Annotated in this window: 17 protein-coding genes; 6 read left to right on the forward strand and 11 right to left on the reverse strand. The window is 26.7% G+C overall.

The window, feature by feature from the left end:
• Positions 1–74 precede the first annotated feature (74 nt).
• Genes CCANL266_RS07390 through asd form a run of 5 tightly spaced genes read left to right on the forward strand, consistent with a single transcriptional unit; the run spans position 75 to position 3,944 of the window.
• Positions 75–740, forward strand: a complete 666-nt coding sequence (locus CCANL266_RS07390; RefSeq protein WP_172233507.1) for a plasminogen-binding N-terminal domain-containing protein — start codon at positions 75–77, stop codon at positions 738–740.
• 42 nt (positions 741–782) lie between these two features.
• Positions 783–1,256, forward strand: coding sequence for an LPP20 family lipoprotein (locus tag CCANL266_RS07395; protein WP_396021585.1), 474 nt, complete (start codon positions 783–785; stop codon positions 1,254–1,256).
• Positions 1,232–1,624, forward strand: a complete 393-nt coding sequence (locus CCANL266_RS07400) for a hypothetical protein (protein WP_172233510.1) — start codon at positions 1,232–1,234, stop codon at positions 1,622–1,624. The genes CCANL266_RS07395 and CCANL266_RS07400 overlap by 25 nt, the downstream gene beginning before the upstream one ends.
• Positions 1,621–2,916, forward strand: coding sequence for a sigma-54-dependent transcriptional regulator (locus CCANL266_RS07405; RefSeq protein WP_172233513.1), 1,296 nt, complete (start codon positions 1,621–1,623; stop codon positions 2,914–2,916). Before CCANL266_RS07400 ends, CCANL266_RS07405 begins: the two co-directional genes overlap by 4 nt.
• On the forward strand, positions 2,913–3,944 hold the full coding sequence (asd, locus tag CCANL266_RS07410) for an aspartate-semialdehyde dehydrogenase (protein WP_172233516.1): 1,032 nt from the start codon (positions 2,913–2,915) through the stop codon (positions 3,942–3,944). The genes CCANL266_RS07405 and asd overlap by 4 nt, the downstream gene beginning before the upstream one ends.
• Before the next feature lie 26 nt (positions 3,945–3,970).
• Here asd and CCANL266_RS07415 read toward each other — a convergent pair whose 3' ends face one another.
• Genes CCANL266_RS07415 through CCANL266_RS07425 form a run of 3 tightly spaced genes read right to left on the reverse strand, consistent with a single transcriptional unit; the run spans position 3,971 to position 6,632 of the window.
• Positions 3,971–5,305 carry an alanine/glycine:cation symporter family protein gene (locus tag CCANL266_RS07415; protein WP_172233519.1) on the reverse strand — a complete coding sequence of 445 codons (1,335 nt, stop codon included), beginning with the start codon at positions 5,303–5,305 and terminating at the stop codon, positions 3,971–3,973.
• Positions 5,302–5,739: an SsrA-binding protein SmpB gene (gene smpB / locus CCANL266_RS07420; protein ID WP_172233522.1), complete on the reverse strand. Its 438-nt coding sequence runs from the start codon at positions 5,737–5,739 to the stop codon at positions 5,302–5,304. Before smpB ends, CCANL266_RS07415 begins: the two co-directional genes overlap by 4 nt.
• An 8-nt stretch (positions 5,740–5,747) precedes the next feature.
• Entirely contained in the window at positions 5,748–6,632 is an 885-nt protein-coding gene (locus CCANL266_RS07425; protein WP_172233525.1) for a hypothetical protein, read from the reverse strand.
• A gap of 51 nt (positions 6,633–6,683) precedes the next feature.
• Here CCANL266_RS07425 and CCANL266_RS07430 point away from each other — a divergent pair, with 51 nt between their 5' ends.
• On the forward strand, positions 6,684–7,745 hold the full coding sequence (locus CCANL266_RS07430) for an Mrp/NBP35 family ATP-binding protein (protein ID WP_172233528.1): 1,062 nt from the start codon (positions 6,684–6,686) through the stop codon (positions 7,743–7,745).
• Positions 7,746–7,757: 12 nt separating this feature from the next.
• Here CCANL266_RS07430 and der read toward each other — a convergent pair whose 3' ends face one another.
• The 8 genes from der to CCANL266_RS07470 form a co-directional block, all read right to left on the reverse strand.
• Positions 7,758–9,137 (reverse strand): ribosome biogenesis GTPase Der, encoded by a 1,380-nt coding sequence (gene der, locus CCANL266_RS07435; protein WP_172233531.1) that lies wholly within the window; start codon positions 9,135–9,137, stop codon positions 7,758–7,760.
• Positions 9,138–9,145: 8 nt separating this feature from the next.
• Positions 9,146–10,996: a flagellar hook-associated protein FlgK gene (gene flgK / locus CCANL266_RS07440; protein ID WP_172233534.1), complete on the reverse strand. Its 1,851-nt coding sequence runs from the start codon at positions 10,994–10,996 to the stop codon at positions 9,146–9,148.
• Positions 10,997–11,066: 70 nt separating this feature from the next.
• Positions 11,067–12,173 (reverse strand): SLC13 family permease, encoded by a 1,107-nt coding sequence (locus CCANL266_RS07445; protein WP_172233537.1) that lies wholly within the window; start codon positions 12,171–12,173, stop codon positions 11,067–11,069.
• Entirely contained in the window at positions 12,160–13,353 is a 1,194-nt protein-coding gene (gene murD / locus CCANL266_RS07450) for a UDP-N-acetylmuramoyl-L-alanine--D-glutamate ligase (protein ID WP_172233540.1), read from the reverse strand. Before murD ends, CCANL266_RS07445 begins: the two co-directional genes overlap by 14 nt.
• A gap of 4 nt (positions 13,354–13,357) precedes the next feature.
• The gene (gene mraY / locus CCANL266_RS07455; protein WP_172233543.1) at positions 13,358–14,395 is read right to left on the reverse strand and encodes a phospho-N-acetylmuramoyl-pentapeptide-transferase; all 1,038 of its coding nucleotides are present in this window, start codon (positions 14,393–14,395) and stop codon (positions 13,358–13,360) included.
• A gap of 27 nt (positions 14,396–14,422) precedes the next feature.
• Positions 14,423–15,577, reverse strand: a complete 1,155-nt coding sequence (locus CCANL266_RS07460) for a hypothetical protein (RefSeq protein WP_172233546.1) — start codon at positions 15,575–15,577, stop codon at positions 14,423–14,425.
• Entirely contained in the window at positions 15,574–15,942 is a 369-nt protein-coding gene (locus tag CCANL266_RS07465) for a YbgC/FadM family acyl-CoA thioesterase (RefSeq protein WP_172233549.1), read from the reverse strand. The genes CCANL266_RS07460 and CCANL266_RS07465 overlap by 4 nt, the downstream gene beginning before the upstream one ends.
• A gap of 95 nt (positions 15,943–16,037) precedes the next feature.
• Positions 16,038–17,465 carry an alanine/glycine:cation symporter family protein gene (locus CCANL266_RS07470; RefSeq protein ID WP_172233552.1) on the reverse strand — a complete coding sequence of 476 codons (1,428 nt, stop codon included), beginning with the start codon at positions 17,463–17,465 and terminating at the stop codon, positions 16,038–16,040.
• Positions 17,466–17,588: the final 123 nt, after the last annotated feature.

The raw sequence follows: 17,588 nt of genomic DNA on the forward strand, positions 1-17,588 counted from the left end.
AATTTATAAATAAAAAGGCGATAGTTTAATGTTTTTTGCTTATAATTTAGTAATTTTTATAAAAAAGGAAAAGAATGAAAAAAATTTTATTTTTATGTATTTACTCAATATTTTTAAATGCCTATAGCATTGTTAGTATTGATAAAGATTATGCTTATGTGCAAAAAAATCCTGAGGCTAAAATAAATTCCAGCGGAATTATTGTAAAAAATTTTCAAAATAATAAATATATTATAAATAATTTTATTGTAGTTGATAATTCTTCAGAATTTACAAAAATAAAACTTTTAAAAAGCAAAAATAACATAAATAAATTTATGCCAAGTATAGATGCTAAAGCACAAGTAGATGATGAAGTGGTTTTTGATTACTTAAGTAAAAATGCTATTTTACTTGCTAAAAATCAAAAAGATTATATGCAAATTACTTCTATGCTAAGCTCTAAATTTGATTTTATAAATCCTGATTTACTTGCTGCTTATTTACAAATTAATAAAAAAGAATTGCCTAGCATAAACGATTTAGAAGAATTTTGTTCTTTATACGCTCTAAATTCTATAATTTTTGAGCTATCAAATAAAATAAAAATTATTGATTGTATAAGTCTTAAAAAAGTTGATGAAATAGACTTTTTAAATGATTATAACTCTAATATTAACTTTTATTCAAATATAAGTAAAGAATTAAAAAAAGAAAATTTTAATTCATATTATGAAAAATTAATGCAAAAAATGGAATAATAATTGCTAATAAAATTACAAATTACTAAAAAAGGATTAAAAGTGAAAAAAATATCTATTATTTTTATGGCATTATTTTTAGCAGCTTGCACTAGCCCAAGAGATGCTAATGCTAAAAATGAACAAGTAAAAAAATTAGAAGTAAGAAAGGCTTCATACCAAGAACCTGTTTTAAGCCCTGAAGAAGAAGCAGTAAGGCTTATGATTTTTAGTGCTATTGGAGAAGGAATTCCACCACAAAATACAGTTTCGCAAGCACAAGCTCTAGCACTAGCAAAAAGAGCAGCAATAAGTGATGCTTATAGACAACTTGCAGCAAAACTTTATGGAGTAAGAGTAAATTCTAGAGAAAATGTAAAAGATGCAATGCTAAGAAGCTCTTTAATTACAACCTATGTAAATGGACTTATTAAAAATGCAAATATTACAGGAGAAGGCTTTAAAAACGGACTTTATACTGTTGAATTAGAATTAAAAATTGACAAGTATAAATGGAACGAACTTTTTTCTTATTAATTTTTTCTCTTTGCATTCTTAGTGCTAAGGAGCCTGATTATATTTTTTGGGCTAAACTTAACACTAAGAATTTAATATTAAATTCTTCTGAATTTCATTTATCTCGTGCAATGAGTATTAATAAAAATGCAAAATATGAATACATTTGCGAGATAAATTCAAATAACATAAAAGACACTTATAAAGCTTTAAAATTAAACAAAGAACAATTACTTGAATGTATAAATAAGGCTAAAATATATGATTATACAAAAAGTGAAAAAAATATTATAAATACTAGCACTCATCTTGTTGTTTTTCCGATGTATTTTAAAGCTAGTATGAGTATTGATGGAAAAATATTAATTTTTAGAAGGAATGATATATGAAAATAGCTATAGTTGAAGATGATATTAATATGAGAAATTCATTGCAACTTGCTTTAAGCGATGAGTATGAATTAACTTGTTTTAAAAATGCAATTGATGCTTTAAAAGTAATTGATGATAGTTATGAATTAATAATCAGCGATATTAATATGCCTAAAATGGATGGACTTGAGTTTATAAAAGAATGTCTAAATAAAAAAATCAACGCTGAATTTATAATAATAACAGGCAATGCAACCTTAAATAAAGCTATTGAATCACTAAGACTTGGTGTAAAAGATTTTTTAACTAAACCTTTTGATTTAGATAAATTAAAAGAAGCAATAACTCGTGCAAAAATTATAAAAGAAAAAACAAGTAAGATAAAAAAAATAAATAAAGAAAGCAAAAATGATATGTTTTTAGCAAGTTCTAAAAAACTTGAAGAGCTAAAAGCTTTAGCATTAAAAGCAGCAAAAACTGATGTTAGTGTAATGCTTAGCGGAGAAAGCGGTGTTGGAAAGGAAGTTTTTGCTAAGTTTATTCACGAAAATAGCCCTAGAAAAAATGAAAAATTTGTAGCAATAAATATGGCTTCAATTCCTGATAATTTACTTGAAAGTGAATTATTTGGCTATGAAAAAGGTGCATTTACCGATGCAAGTGCTACTAAAATTGGGCTTTTTGAACTAGCAAATAATGGCACTTTATTTTTAGATGAAATAGGAGAAATGAGCATTGCTTTACAAGCAAAACTGCTAAGAGTTTTACAAGATAAAACAATAAAAAGAATAGGTGGATTAAAAGATATTAAAATAAATGTAAGAATTATAAGTGCAAGTAATATTAATATAAATGAAAACATAAAACAAGAAAAATTTAGAGCTGATTTATTTTATAGATTAAATACTATTTTATTAAATATAGCACCCTTAAGAGAAAGAAAAGAAGAAATCTTACCACTAGCAAATGCAATTTTGCAGCAAAGTGTAAAAGAATATGATTTAGAAGAAAAAGAATTTAGCAAAGAAGCTAATGAATGCTTATTAAATTATAATTATCCTGGTAATATTAGAGAGTTAATTTCCATTGTTCAAAGAGCTTGTATTTTAAGCGATGGCAAAATAGTTCAAAAACAAGATTTACATTTAGCATTTGAAGAGAAAAAAAGTATTGATGATATGCAAAAAGAGCTTATAATACAAGCTTTATCTTATACGAAAGATTTAAAGCAAATTGCTAAAATGCTTTCTATGAGTGAAAAAAAATTAGAAGAAAAAATTAACAATTACAATCTTAAGGAGTATTTATGAAAAACTATGCGGTAGTAGGTGCAAGCGGTGCAGTTGGCGAAGAAATATTAAAAGTCTTAGATGAATTAGATGTAAAAGTAAATGAATTATATTTATTTGCTAGCAAAAACAGTGCTGGAAAAAAACTAGAATTTAAAAATAAAGAATATACAATCTTAGAACTTACAAAGGATAGTTTTAAAAATAAAAATATTGATGTAGCCTTTTTTTGTGCAGGTTCAAATGTATCTAAAGAATATGCTAAATATGCAGTTGATGAAGGTATAATTGTAATTGATAATACAAGTTATTTTAGAATGAATGAAGATGTACCTTTAGTGGTGCCTGAATGCAACAAAGAAGATATTAAAAAGCATAAAAATATAATCGCAAATCCAAATTGTTCAACAATTCAAATGGTGCATATTTTAAAACCACTTGATGATGCTTTTGATATTAAAAGCGTAAATGTAAGCACCTATCAAGCAGCAAGTGGTGCAGGAAATATCGGTATGCAAGAGCTATTACATAATTTTGAGCAGATTTTTTCTTTTAAAGATGTTGAAGTAAAAAAATTCTCTCATCAACTTGCATTTAATCTAATTCCACAAATTGATGATTTTACAGAAAGCGGCTACACAAAAGAAGAGTTAAAAATGATAAATGAAACTCAAAAAATTATGCACAAAAAAATGCAAATTAGCGCTACTTGTGTGCGTGTTCCTGTGCTTAGAAGCCATAGCGAAAGCATAAGTATAACTTTTAACAAAGAAGTAGATTTAGCAAAGGCAAAAGAACTCTTAAAAAACGCTCCTAGCGTTGTTGTAATTGATGATGTGAATGCAAAAGCACAAAATGAAGATAATTTTGATGAAAACAATATGCGTTATCCTATGCCACTTTTTACAAGCGATACAAATGAAACTTATGTAGGTAGAATTAGACTTGATTTAAACTGCCCTAAAACCTTGCATTTATGGTGTGTAGCTGACCAAATAAGAGTTGGCGCTGCAACAAATGCAGTAAGAATTGCAAAAAATCTTGCATAAAAAAATCTTCCTTTTTTTAAGGAAGATTAAAAATTATTCTTTTTTAATTCTTGTTTTACAACCTTTGCGAGTAAAAATAAGGCTATTGCATTAGGTAAAACCATTAAAGTATTGCATAAATCTGATAATTCCCACACAAATTTTATCTCAAGTAAAGAACCAAAAAATATACAAAAGACAAAAATTGCTTTAAAATATTTTAAAGCTTTAGAATTAAATAAATAAAGCACATTAATTTGTGCAAAATAATACCAACCAATAATAGTGGTAAAAGCAAAAAACACTAAGCAAATAGCAAGTAGTTTTACTCCAATATCTCCAAAAGATAAATAAAACGCTTGAGTGCTAAGTAAAATTCCACTTAGTTTTAAATCAGCCCCACTAAGCAAAATGATTAAAGCAGTTGCTGTGCAAATAAAAGCAGTATCAATAAAAACAGCAAGCATTGCTACAAAACCTTGTGAAACTGTATTTTTAGTATGTGCACTTGCGTGAGCGTGCGGGGTTGAACCCATACCAGCCTCGTTTGCAAAAAGTCCTCTTGCAACCCCGTATCTAATAGCTTCTTTTATTCCAATTCCTGCTGCACCGCCGATAACTTCTTCTAAACCAAAAGCTTGTTTTACTATGCTTGATAATACATCTAAAATATGTGAATGGAATTTTATCATTACAAAAATAGCCACTAAAACATAACAAATTGCCATAAAAGGCACAACAATTTCAGCAAATCTTGCAATACGCTTAACGCCACCAATTACAACAAAGGCTGCAACAATTGCCACAACAATTCCGCTTATGTAATTTTCAATATTAAATGCTTCTTTTAATGCTCCTGCAATTGAATTGCTTTGAGTCATTTGCCCAGCACAACCTAAGGCAATAATAATTGCTATTGCAAAAAAAACTGATAAAGCATTTGCTACTTTTTTACCTAAAATCTTTTTTACACCTAATTTTATGTAAAATGCAGGACCACCAATATAATGCCCGTCTTTTCTTACCTTATATTTTTGCGCTAAAATACCTTCTGCTAAAATAGTAGCCATTCCAAAAAAGGCACTAACCCACATCCAAAAAATAGCCCCTGCTCCACCTAAAGAAATGGCCGTTGCAACACCTATAATATTACCAGTTCCAACCTGTGCTGAAATAGATATCATCATAGCTTGTAAAGCACTTATACCATTTTTTTTATCTTTAGAGAATAAATCTTGAAAACTTTCTTTTATGCTTTGTTTAAAATATTTAAATTGTGGTAAAGCAAGGTAAATTGTAAAAGTAATTCCAATTGCAATTAACACAAAAACAAGCACATAAGTAACTAAAAAATTATTTATTGTATGTATAAATTCATTCATTGATAAGCCCTTAATTCTCTATTTAAATCTCTTTGTTTAATACTCATTCTTTTATCGTGTAGATTTTTTCCTTTAACTAAGGCTAAAGTACCCTTTAAAATTCCTTTACTAAAATAACAATTAAGAATAACCATACTAAGCCCACCTACACTAACTTTGCCTAATAATTTATCAATTTGTTCTTTATGTAAAAGTAATTTTCTAGCCCTTCTTTCATCGTGATGAAAATATTTATTTGTAGTCTTTAAATGACCAATATGCGCATCAAGTAACCAAGCTTCGCCTTTAATAATACGCACAAAAGAATCTTTTAAATTAATCTTTCCTTGACGAATAGCTACAACTTCACTTCCAAGCAACACAAAACCACATTCATAAGTTGATATTACGCTATAATCAAATCGTGCTTTTTTATTATCTGCAATAATTTTCATCTTTATCCTTAAAATTTTAAAAAAATACCGATTTTAGCAGATTTTTTATTTATTTTAAGGCTTGTTCTAAAACTTTTATAATCATATAAAAATTTTATGTTAAAATCTTTTTTATTAGCATATAAATTTATTGATGAATTTGTAAAATTATAAAAATATCCACCTGCTAAAGCATAATTATCAAAACCTAAAAAAAATCCTTTATATTCATAACCAAGAAAAAAATTAGAATTAGCTCTAAACTTATAATCAATACTAAAATCCAAAGAATAAGAAAAATTATTAAATTCACTTATTTTAAAAAACAAAAATCTATTTTTATCAATATTAAATAAGGTTAAATAATGATTAAAACTATGATTAAATTCTAATAAAGTTAAACTAGGATTATAAGATTTAGTTTTAAAATCATAAAAAAATGCAATATGTGAAAAATAATGTTTGTAATTAGTATTTTTTTGCATTAAAGCTTGTGGGATAATTGAATTTTTAAATTTGATATTATTTTCTTTTGCTAAAAAATAAAGCGCACTTGAGCAATTTTTATAAAAAAATGAATAATAATCTTTTTTATCCTTAAATAAAATTGATAAATCTTCATCAGTATTTATATTTTCACAAAAGACTTTTCTATTATTGTTATTATAAAATTTTCTTAATTTATTTTCATCTACAAGCTCGTAAAGTGCTTTATTTTTATAAAAAGATTTTAAAGCTTCAACTAAGCTAACATTGTATGTATCAATACTAAAATGTAGGGCTTTATTTTTATGTTTTAAATAAATATGTCCAAAAATTTCATCAAAATTTTTATAATTTTCTTCAACAAAACAAAGCTCAAACTCACTAGCAAAAGCAAAAATACTAAAAAATAAAAAAATAAACTTCTTCATACATTTATTTTACAATATTTGTTAATATTTACAATTAAAAAAGGAGAAAAAATGAATGATTTAATGTCTTTATTTAAAGAAGTAAAATATCCAAATTTTCAAAAAAGTCTAATTGACTTTGGTTTTATTCAAAAATGTGAATTAAACAATAACACAATTTCAATGTTAATTCAAATCCCTGCAACAAGTCCTAAAATTGCAGAGCAAATTCGCAACGAATGTGAAATTATTGCAAAGAAAAACAATTACGAGCTTGATTTAATTATAAATCAACCAAAAGCTCAAGAACAAGAGCCTGTACGTGCTAAAATTAAAAACCTTGCACCGCAAATTAAACATTTTGTAATGGTTAGCAGCGGTAAAGGTGGGGTTGGAAAAAGCACTACTACTTTAAATCTAGCTATTTCATTAGCAAAACAGGGTTTAAAAGTTGGTTTGCTTGATGCTGATATTTATGGTCCAAACATTCCAAGAATGCTTGAGAGTTTAAACGAACGCCCTGAAGTTGTAGCAGATAAATTACGCCCTTTATCAAAATACGGAATAGAATTTATGAGTATGGGGAATTTAATTGAAGATGGGCAAAGTATGATATGGCGTGGTGCTATGATTATGAAGGCTATTGAACAATTATTAAAAGATGTATTGTGGAGTGAATTAGATGTATTATTACTTGATATGCCTCCAGGAACAGGCGATGCACAACTTACTTTAGCTCAAAGTGTGCCAGTAAGCGCTGGAATTTGCGTTAGCACTCCGCAAAGCGTTAGTTTAGATGATAGTAAAAGAGCTATTGATATGTTTAATAAATTAAATATAAAAATAGCTGGAGTTATTGAAAATATGAGTGGTTTTATTTGTCCAGATTGTGAAAAAGAGCATCCTATTTTTGGAAAAGGTGGTGCTGTTAATTTAGCAAATGAATATGATATTGATGTTTTAGCTTGTATTCCGCTTGATATGAGTATTAAAAATGGAGGAGATGATGGAAAGCCAGTTAGCTATTTTCAACCAAATTCTTTAGTTGCTAAAAGATATGATGAAGCAGCTTATAAATTAATTCAATTTTTAAAAGACATAAAGGCTGATAACTCAAGCATTCAACCAAGATAAAAAGAAAAAGATTTATTCTTCTTCTTTATTTTTACCCTTATTTTTAGGCACTAAAACTAAGGGTACTCCACTAAAATCATAATTTTTTCTAAGTACATTTTGTAAATAACGATTATAAGAAAAATGCAAAGCCTTTGGCTTGTTCATAATTAGTGCAAATTTTGGTGGTGCTATGCTAAATTGCGTTGCATAATATATTTTTACTAATTTACCTTTATCGTGCGGTAAAGGATGTTTAATAATAGCTTCTTGGATAATTTCATTAAGCTTTGAAGTAGGAATTTTTTGAGTATAATTATCAAAAACTTTTAAAATTAAATCTAATAAATTCTTTATTCTTTTTTTGCTTAATGCACTAACGCTAATTATTGGAGAATGTGCTAAAAATTTAAATCTATCTAGCCTTAAATGTTTGCATACTTCATCAAATTCTTTATCGCTTTTTCCACATAAATCCCACTTGTTTAACACAATTATACTTGCTAAATTATTTTTATCTAGTAAGCCTGCTATTCTTTCATCTAGCTCGTTAAAACCTTCACTAGCATCTAAAACTAATAAAGCAATTTGAGCATTTTCTAGCATTTTTTGGGTTCTTAATAGGGCAAATTTTTCAATTCCTACTATTTTGCTTTTTTTTCTAATACCTGCGGTATCAACAAATTCTAAGGTTTTATCTTTATAAACTATACTTTCATTTACTGGGTCTATAGTTGTACCTGCAATAGAACTTACAACGCTTCTATTATCATTAACTAAAGCATTTAATAAAGAACTTTTTCCAACATTAACCCTACCCAAAATTGCTATTTTCATATGAGCTAAATCAATCTCATCATTTGCAACTTTTTCATCATTTTCTAAAAAATCTTCTAAGCTAAGCTCATCATCTTCTACTAAATAATTTTGAGTTAAATTAGAAGCACAAAAATCTATTAATTCATCTATTCCGCTTGCGTGAGAAACACTTATATTAAACACATTTTTAAAGCCGAAATTAATAAATTCATAAGCCCTAGCTTCATCTTTTTTACTATCAACTTTATTAATTACAAGAGCAGTTTTTTTTCCGAGTTTTAATAAATCATAAAAATAAGCTCTATCATCATCATTGCTGCCTAATTTTGCATCAACCATATAAAGTAAAATATCACAATCTTTTGCCACTTCTAGGGTTTTTTTCTTTACATTTATAAATAATTCATTACTATCATCAAGCCCACCGCTATCAATTAGCATAGCTTCTTTACCGTTTAATTCAACCTTTGCTATATTTGTATCTCTTGTTGTTCCTGCAATATCTGAAGTAATTGCTATTCTTTGTCTAGCTAAACGATTAAATAAAGAGCTTTTACCCACATTTGGCTTACCAATTAATAAAATTTTTTGCATTATATTCCTTATTGTTTTAATCCTAATAATGTTTCTAGCATTTTATCAACAGTTGTAATTATTTTAGCACTTGCACCAAAAGAAGCTTGAAATTTCATTAAATTTGCTAATTCTTCGTTTGTATCAACCCCGCTAATAGATGCAAATTCAGATTGAACATTTTCTAATAAAACCTTATTTGTATCATTTAAAGAATTATTATTTTGTGCTTTTGCTGCTATATCGGTTGTTAATTGTCTAAAAAATCCTTCTATTGTATTTGTACTTACACTATTTCCATTGTAAAATTCTATTTCATTATATTGCATTTGGTTTAACTCATTTGCAACATCATTATTACCATCAGTTCCTGAACTACTTGCTTTAAGTGTGCTTGGGTCTTGCCTTAAATTAGTATCTACATTAATACTTTGCGCATCATTGCCTTCAAAAAATTTACCTAAACCAAAAATTCCCGCAATATTTGTACCATTATCAGAGATTGCAACCTTATAGCCATCTTGTTTTGATGCTAAAGAAAAAGCTCCTGTTTGTGTTTTTTCATCATAACTATATTGAGCTTGAAAAAAATCATCAAAGTCATTAAGCCCGTTATTATCGTTGTTATCGTCTGTATTTGAGTTTATTTTTTCTATTAAACTTGAGGTTCTTCCATTGCTTATCATTGATGTGCTTGAATCAATTGTTATTGTTTTTCTAGCTACTTCTTTTCCTTCATTATCATAAACAATTAAATCAAAACTGCCTTGCTTTAGTCTATTATCATGTGTCATTAAAGTATCATCTGGTTTTAAATTATGAATAGGTTGAGAAATTACTTTATCTTGTGCTGCCTTTGCATAAATATTATTTGTATTTACAATAATTCCTTTTGCAAAACTATTCATATTATCTATATAACCTTGCAAAATCCCATCAGCAAATTCTCCTTTTTCGTTATCAAAAAATCTTCCTCTTAAATCAAGTTGAGCTCCTAGCTGTCCGCCATTTAATTTTGTTGTAAGGTCTGCTGTTGTTCCGTCTTGAAGCTCATAATAAACCCTAGTAAAATCCGAACCACTTGAAACGCTTGTTAGTTTTAAAGGGTGGAAGGTTTCTCCATCAACTATTGAAAAACCTTCAATATTTAAATGATAATTAAGTCCGCCATCTTTAATAGGAGTATCAAAGCTAACATCTTGAGTTATATTTTCTTTAAAAACTTTAGCATTTACTAATTTCATAATCCTAAGCTCAAGCTCATCTCTTTGGTCTCTTAAATCGTTTGCGTGAGAATCAGCAACACTTTCAATAGCACTAATTTTTGCATTTAAATTCGCAATATCCTTACCTAAACGATTTATTTCTTCAATGCTTAATTCTATATCAGTATTTACAGTTTTTTGCATTGTTTTTAAGTCGGTTGTTGTTTTACTAATATTTGTAGTTAGGGTTTGTGCTTGTTGAATAAGGTTAATTTTCATACTACCATCAGCAGGATTGCTTGCGAATTTATTCCAAGCTACTTGATAGTTTTTTAAATCATATAAAAGTCCTGTATTTTGCTTTAAATCAGGAAATCTTTGTGCTGCTTCTTCTAGTTTTGTTTTTAAATATTTAGTTTGTTCGTAATTGCTTGTATTTTGTTGTAATTTTGCAAAAACATATTCATCGTGAATTCTAACAATGGTCTTAACCTTAGTACCAAGACCTATATCTCCTGCTGGAACATGCAAACCCTCTCTTGCTTGTTGAACCACTCTTTGCCTTGTATAATAAGAATTATTCGCATTTGTAAGATTGTGTCCTGTAGTTGAAATTTGCACTTGTGCAGCATTCATCCCTGTAACACCCGTATTTAAAGTTGAAAAAATACTCATAAATTAACCTTTTAAATTTTTATAAAAATTAGCAATAATTATTCCAAAATCGCCATTTTTTTAAAAAAATTTAGATGTAATAAAATAAAATTAAAAGAATAAAAAAAGCTGTACTAAAATAAGTATAACTTAATAAATAATTTTTTTTATTACAATTTTTTTGTGTTAAATAGAATTTAAAAGCAATTAAATTAGCCATTGAGCTTATTAAACTTGTACAAGCTGCTATATTTACACCTAAAAAAATATCTTTAAAATCATTTGTAAAATTACTTAAAAATATACTAGCACTAACATTAGAAATAAAAAAAGAAAGAACAATTGAGCTTATAAAAATATTTTTTATCTCATAATTTATAATCTTTGAAAGAAAAAATACCGCTAAAAATAGATTAATAAAGCTAAATAATAGAGCATAATCAAGCTTTAAAAAAACTTCTTTTTGAGTAAAAAATAAAATTAAAATTACTACAAATAAAACAAAATACAAATTTAAAAAAGAAAAAATACAAAGCAAGGCTAACAAAAACAAAAATAAATTTAAAAAGATTATTTTTTTATTAATTTTAATATCAATTTTAATATGAGGAATTTTTTCATTTTTTACAAAGCAAAAAATACAAATATTAAGCAAAATAAACGCTAATAAACAGTATTTAAAGGCTGTTTGAAAAAAGTCATTAAAACTTAAAGAATAATGAGTAAATAAAAACATATTCTGCGGATTACCAAAAGGAGTAAGCATAGAACCTAAATTAGCTGCTAAGCTAAGCATTACAAGAGTAAAAATTATTATTTTATCTGCCTTTATTTTATTTAGTAAAATAAGTGCAAATGGAACAAAAGAAAGCAAAGCAACATCGTTTGTAATAAACATTGATAAAAAAAATGTAAGCATAACTAAAAGCCATATTAAAGCTCTTTTGTTATTTATTTTTTTTAAGCATAAATAACACAAAAACTCAAGAAAATTTGCATTTTGCAAAGCACAAATAATAAGCATAAATAATAACAATAAAAATATTGTTTTAAAAGATACAGCATTAAAGCAAGAATATAAAAAATCATAATCAAGGCTTATTTTTGCATAAAAAATCATTATAAAAAAACATAAAAATGCAAAAATAAAGCTGCATACAAAAAAACTATCAAAAAATATTTTTTTAATTATTGTCATTTTCTTGCATATATTGAATAAATAACTCGCCTCTTTGCTTATAAGAGCTAAATTCATCTAAACTAGCACAAGCAGGGCTTAAAATAGCTATTTCATCTTCTTTTAAATCTTTATAAATTAAATTGACCGCTTCTTTTAAATTGCATCTAATAGCATTAAATGAACATTCTTTTGCAAGGGCGCTAAAGTCTTTTTTTCCTATTAAATAAAGCTTTGTATCTTTTGCTAAATATTTAAAAAATTCTCTTAAATCTTGTCCTTTTTCATCTCCACCTGCAATTAAGTGTATTTTTTTATCTTTATAAGAATTAATGCAAGCTAAAGCAGCGCTAATATTAGTTGCTTTGCTATCATCTACCCATAATCTATTTTTTTTATCATAAATTTCTTGACATTTGTGCTTGTCAATTACAAAGGAATTTAATTTTTCAATACTTAGTTTAGAAGTAATTATTCTTTCACAAGCAAGTGCTAATAAAGCATCAAGTAAAAATGGTGCTTTGTGTTTTATTTTATTTATATCAATATTAAATTGCTTAGCAATATCTAATTCATTTTCATAAAAATATTTTTTGCATTGTGCCTTGCTTAAATATTCTTCATATTTTTTTGGAACTATGCAACTTGCTGTTTTATTCATTCTAAAAATAAGCTCTAATTTTGCTTTTTCATATTCTTTAAAAGAGCCGTGCCAACTAATATGGTCATCTAAAATAGGTAACAAAACATAAATCTCAGGTCTTGCTTTTTTTGTATAATGAAGTGCAAAAGAGCTCATTTCAAGCACAATTAACTTTGCTTTTAAATCCATATTACATAAAGCAACGCCTATATTCCCACCAGCTTGAATATTTAATAAATACGCTATCATTTGAGTAGTAGTGGTTTTACCATTTGTTCCACTAACCCAAATACTAAGCCCTAAACTATCATAAAAATAATCTATTTCACTAGTTAAATGTAAGGCTTTTTTAGCTAAAGCATTGCTAGGGCTTATTGCGGGGCTTATTATTTCAAGCTCACTTTTTAAAGGCTCAAACATACTTGAAGGTAGTAAATTATTATTAAATTCATCTTTAGAAGCTTTTAAAAACGCATCATCATAAATATTCCAAGTTCCTGCTTGAATTTTACTTGAAATTGCCTTTGCAATTATTCCATATCCAAAAATTGATTTCATTTTTTTACCTTATTTTAATTGTGATTAAAGCAAATAAACAGCATAAAAATGCTATCATCCAAAATCTAATTATTATTTTATTTTCACTCCAACCAATTTGCTCAAAATGATGATGAATTGGAGTCATTTTAAAAATTCTTTTTTTAAATATTTTAAAAGATGAAACCTGTAAAATCACACTAATTGTCTCTATTACAAAGATAAAACCAATTAAAATTAAAAGAATTTCATTTTTTGTAATTATAGCTAAATAGCCAATAAATCCGCCTAAAGCTAAAGAGCCACTATCACCCATAAAAATTTGTGCAGGGTGGCAGTTATACCACAAAAAACCAAGTAAAGAGCCAATTAATGCAAGGGCTAAAACACAGCATTCTTCAATATTTGCAATCTTTGGAAGTAATAAATAATTTGCATAAAGTGCATTTGAGCTTAAATACACAAAAACACTAAGGGTAAAAATTGAAAAAATACTAGGAACACAAGCAAGTCCATCTAAGCCATCAGTAAGATTAATTGCATTTGCACTAGAAATTAATACTAAAATCCAAAATAAAAAAGCAAAAATACCCATATCAAAAATAGCATATTTAAAAAATGGTAAATAAAAATTAGTATCAAAAGAAGCAAAATAAAGCGGAGACAAAGTTAAAATACTTGCAATTATTAATAAAAGCATTTTTGCCTTAGCACTTAAACCAGCTTTATTTTTTTTATGCAATACCTTTTTTAAATCATCAATAACACCAATTAAAGAAAATAAAATTAAGCTTAAATATGCTGCTATTACATACTCGTTAATTTTGATAAAACAAAAAGAAGCAATCAAAGTTGTAAGCACAAAAACTATTCCGCCCATTGTTGGAGTATTTTTTTTACTTTGATGAATGCTAACATCTTCTAAAATAGGTTGATTTGCGTGTGTTTTTGCCCAAGCAATAAAAAGTGGCATTATAAAAACACTAAGCAAAAAAGCAAATAAAAAAGCTAAAAAAGCCCTAACGCTAATGTAATTAAATAAATTTACATCAATATTAAACATCTAAATTCCTAAAAGTTTTTTTAAAGATTAATTATATTCTTTTTTTTCACAAAAATAAAAAGTATTGAAAAAAAAGTTTATTTTAATATTTGAATTTTTACAAAGATAAATTCTTTTGCAAACTTTTTCTTTGCATTCTTTTAAACCATAAAATTGCAAAATTGCAAAATTGTCAGAATTTTTGCTAATTTCATTTATATTATTTTCTTTTAAGCTTTTTGCTAGTTCTTTATTTAAATGATAAGCTCTTGCAAAATGTTCACTTTTATCAATATAGCGATATAAAATTGGATTAAAAAGCACAAATAAATAGCTAAAAACGAGGCTAAATAAAGTAAAATACAACATAATTTTATACTTTAATCTAAATTCTGGTAAATGCACATAAAAGCTTGAGATAAATTCTTTTACCACTAATGGTATTGCTATTATTAAAAATGGTAAAAAATCTTCTATTTGCGTTTTTTGCCTAAAAGAAAGAGCAAGACAAAGCAAAAAAGAACTAGCACTTACAAAAAATAATAAATCTTTTTTTCTTTTAAAAGCAATATCATAAATGGTATAAAAATAATACAAAAATAAAGGTGGTGTAAAAACAGTTGCACATATTGCTAACATATCAAAAAAATACGCTCTTGGTCTTCCAGAAACATCAAAACCATATTTATTTAACGAAAGAAAAAATAAAAACAAGCAATAATAAAATAGATTTTTCTTTCTTTTATTATAACTATAAATAAGCAAAGCAAAAGCAAAAATCATCATTGATGGAATAAAATAAATACTTAAACTAAGAATTATATAAAAAATTAAATTCTGTTTTTTTTGCTCTAAATAAATAAGCAAAAGACTAATAAAAATCACTAAACCAGCATAATTAATGAGTAAGCTAGAAGCAAGCACACCTGGGCATAAAATAAAAATTATTAAGGCAATATAAGCTCTTTGTTCTAAATATTTTTTAGAAATTAAATAAAGCAAAATACAACTTAAAATATGTAAAAAAATAAAAAATACTCTTATGTATTCACTGCCTAAAATACTTAATAAATATTGCAGTAAAATAGAAAAAGCACTATTAAAATTAATTTCATTAATCTCGTAAATACTAAGGCTTAAAAAAGCATTTTGCCAAAGTAAAATACAAATATCAAAGAATAAAATTACACAAATTTTTTTCATTTTTCTTTAAATAAGGAAAGTATTTTATCATCAATTGCAAATAACTTATTGTCTTTAGTAACAGCTAATTTAATCTGCGCTTTAAATAATAAAAGCTGCTCTTTATAAAGTTCTTGTTCAAGGTAAATACAATATTTATCATAATTTAAATATTTTGTTTTTACATCAATTAAATCGCCTAAGCGAGCAGGAGATTTAAAAACCGCTTTTACTTCTCTTAAAACAAAATTATATTCTTCTAAAAATTCTTTTTTATCGGCGCTAAAAAACATTTCGCTTCTTGCTCTTTCACAATATTTTAAATAATTAGTGTGATAAACAATACCCATACAATCAGTATCTTCATAATAAATTCTAATTTGCATTTAAACTCCTAGTTTTTTGTTAATAATAACAATTTTTACTAATCTTTAATGCAAAAATAATGCAAATTTATAAAAGGAAAAATCCTTTTATAAATTTAATCCCAGCATTCTGCGTTTTTAATATTTAATTTTTTAGCACTAAAACTTGGGTCTAAGCCTTGTTTTTTTTGCATATCATAATCTTTTAATACCTTAATTAATACAGGGCTTAGTAATAAAATAGCAACAATATTCATTGAAGCCATACAAGCCATTGTAATATCAGCTAAATCCCAAGCTAAAACTAAATCAATTCTTGAACCTACAAAAACCATAACAACTGCACTTATTTTAAAAAACATATCCGCCATTTTGCTTTTTGTTAGATTTTTAATATTTGCGTCAGCATAATAAAAGTTACCGATTAAAGATGTGATTGCAAATAAAACTATTGAGATAGTAATAAAATGAATTCCTAAACTTCCAAAATATTCATTCATAGCGTGCTGAACCATAGGTAAGGCTGTTATTTCTTTAGTACCTGCGCTTAATTGCTCAATATAAGTTTTAGAAAATAAAACTAAAAATCCAGAGCAAGAGCATATAATTAAATCTAAAAATACAGAAAAACTTTGAATAATACCTTGTTTTACAGGGTGGGTTGTAAAGGCTGAAGCTGCTGCATTTGGCGCACTACCCATACCTGCTTCGTTTGAGAATAACCCTCTTTTAATACCAATTACAATAACGCTTCCTGCAAAACCTGCTGTAATTGATTTAAAATCAAAAGCACTATCAATTATTAACTTAAAAACACTTGGAATTGCTTCATAATTCATAATAATTGCAATTACACTTAAGCCAACATAAATAAATGCCATAATAGGAACCACAATTGAGCTTATCTTCCCTAAACTTTTTGTGTCTGAAAAAAATAATATAGCAGCAAGAATAGTTAAAGCAATACTAATGTTATATGAGCTAAAAATACTGTATTTTTCTGAATATATTGTAAAAGCTGAAGTCATTGTGTAAGATTGCAAACCATTAAAGCCGTAAGCATAAGTTATAATTAAAATAATTGAAAAGGCAATACCAAAAAATCTAGAACCCAAGCCCTTTTCAATATAATATGCAGGACCGCCACGGAATGAATTTCCATCTTTAACCTTATAAACTTGAGCTAAAGTACTTTCAGCTAAAGCACTTGCGCCACCAATAAAGGCTACCACCCACATCCAAAACAAAGCTCCAGCACCACCAAATACAACCGCAGTTGAAATTCCTGCAATATTTCCTATACCAACTCTTGATGCTGTTGAAATCATAAGAGCTTCAAATGAGCTTATTTGATGAGCTTTTTCTTGTTTTTCTTTTAAAAGGCTTATAACATCTTTCATTAGTCTAAATTGTGAAAATCTAGTTTTAATAGTATAAACAAGACCAACAATTACTAAAGCATACACTAAAAAATATGTGTATAAATAGCCATTAATAAAATCCAATACATTATGTATTTTTAAATACAATTCACTTTCTTGCATACATCTCCTTTTTTTAAAATCAAGTACTGATTATATAAAAAAAATTAACGAGAGTATAAAAAAAATATTATTTTTTTGATAATTCGCAAGAAAAAATTAATCTCTTAAAAGGATTTTTAGCTT

It is taken from the genome of Campylobacter canadensis, from assembly GCF_013177655.1.
Classification (GTDB): domain Bacteria; phylum Campylobacterota; class Campylobacteria; order Campylobacterales; family Campylobacteraceae; genus Campylobacter_E; species Campylobacter_E canadensis.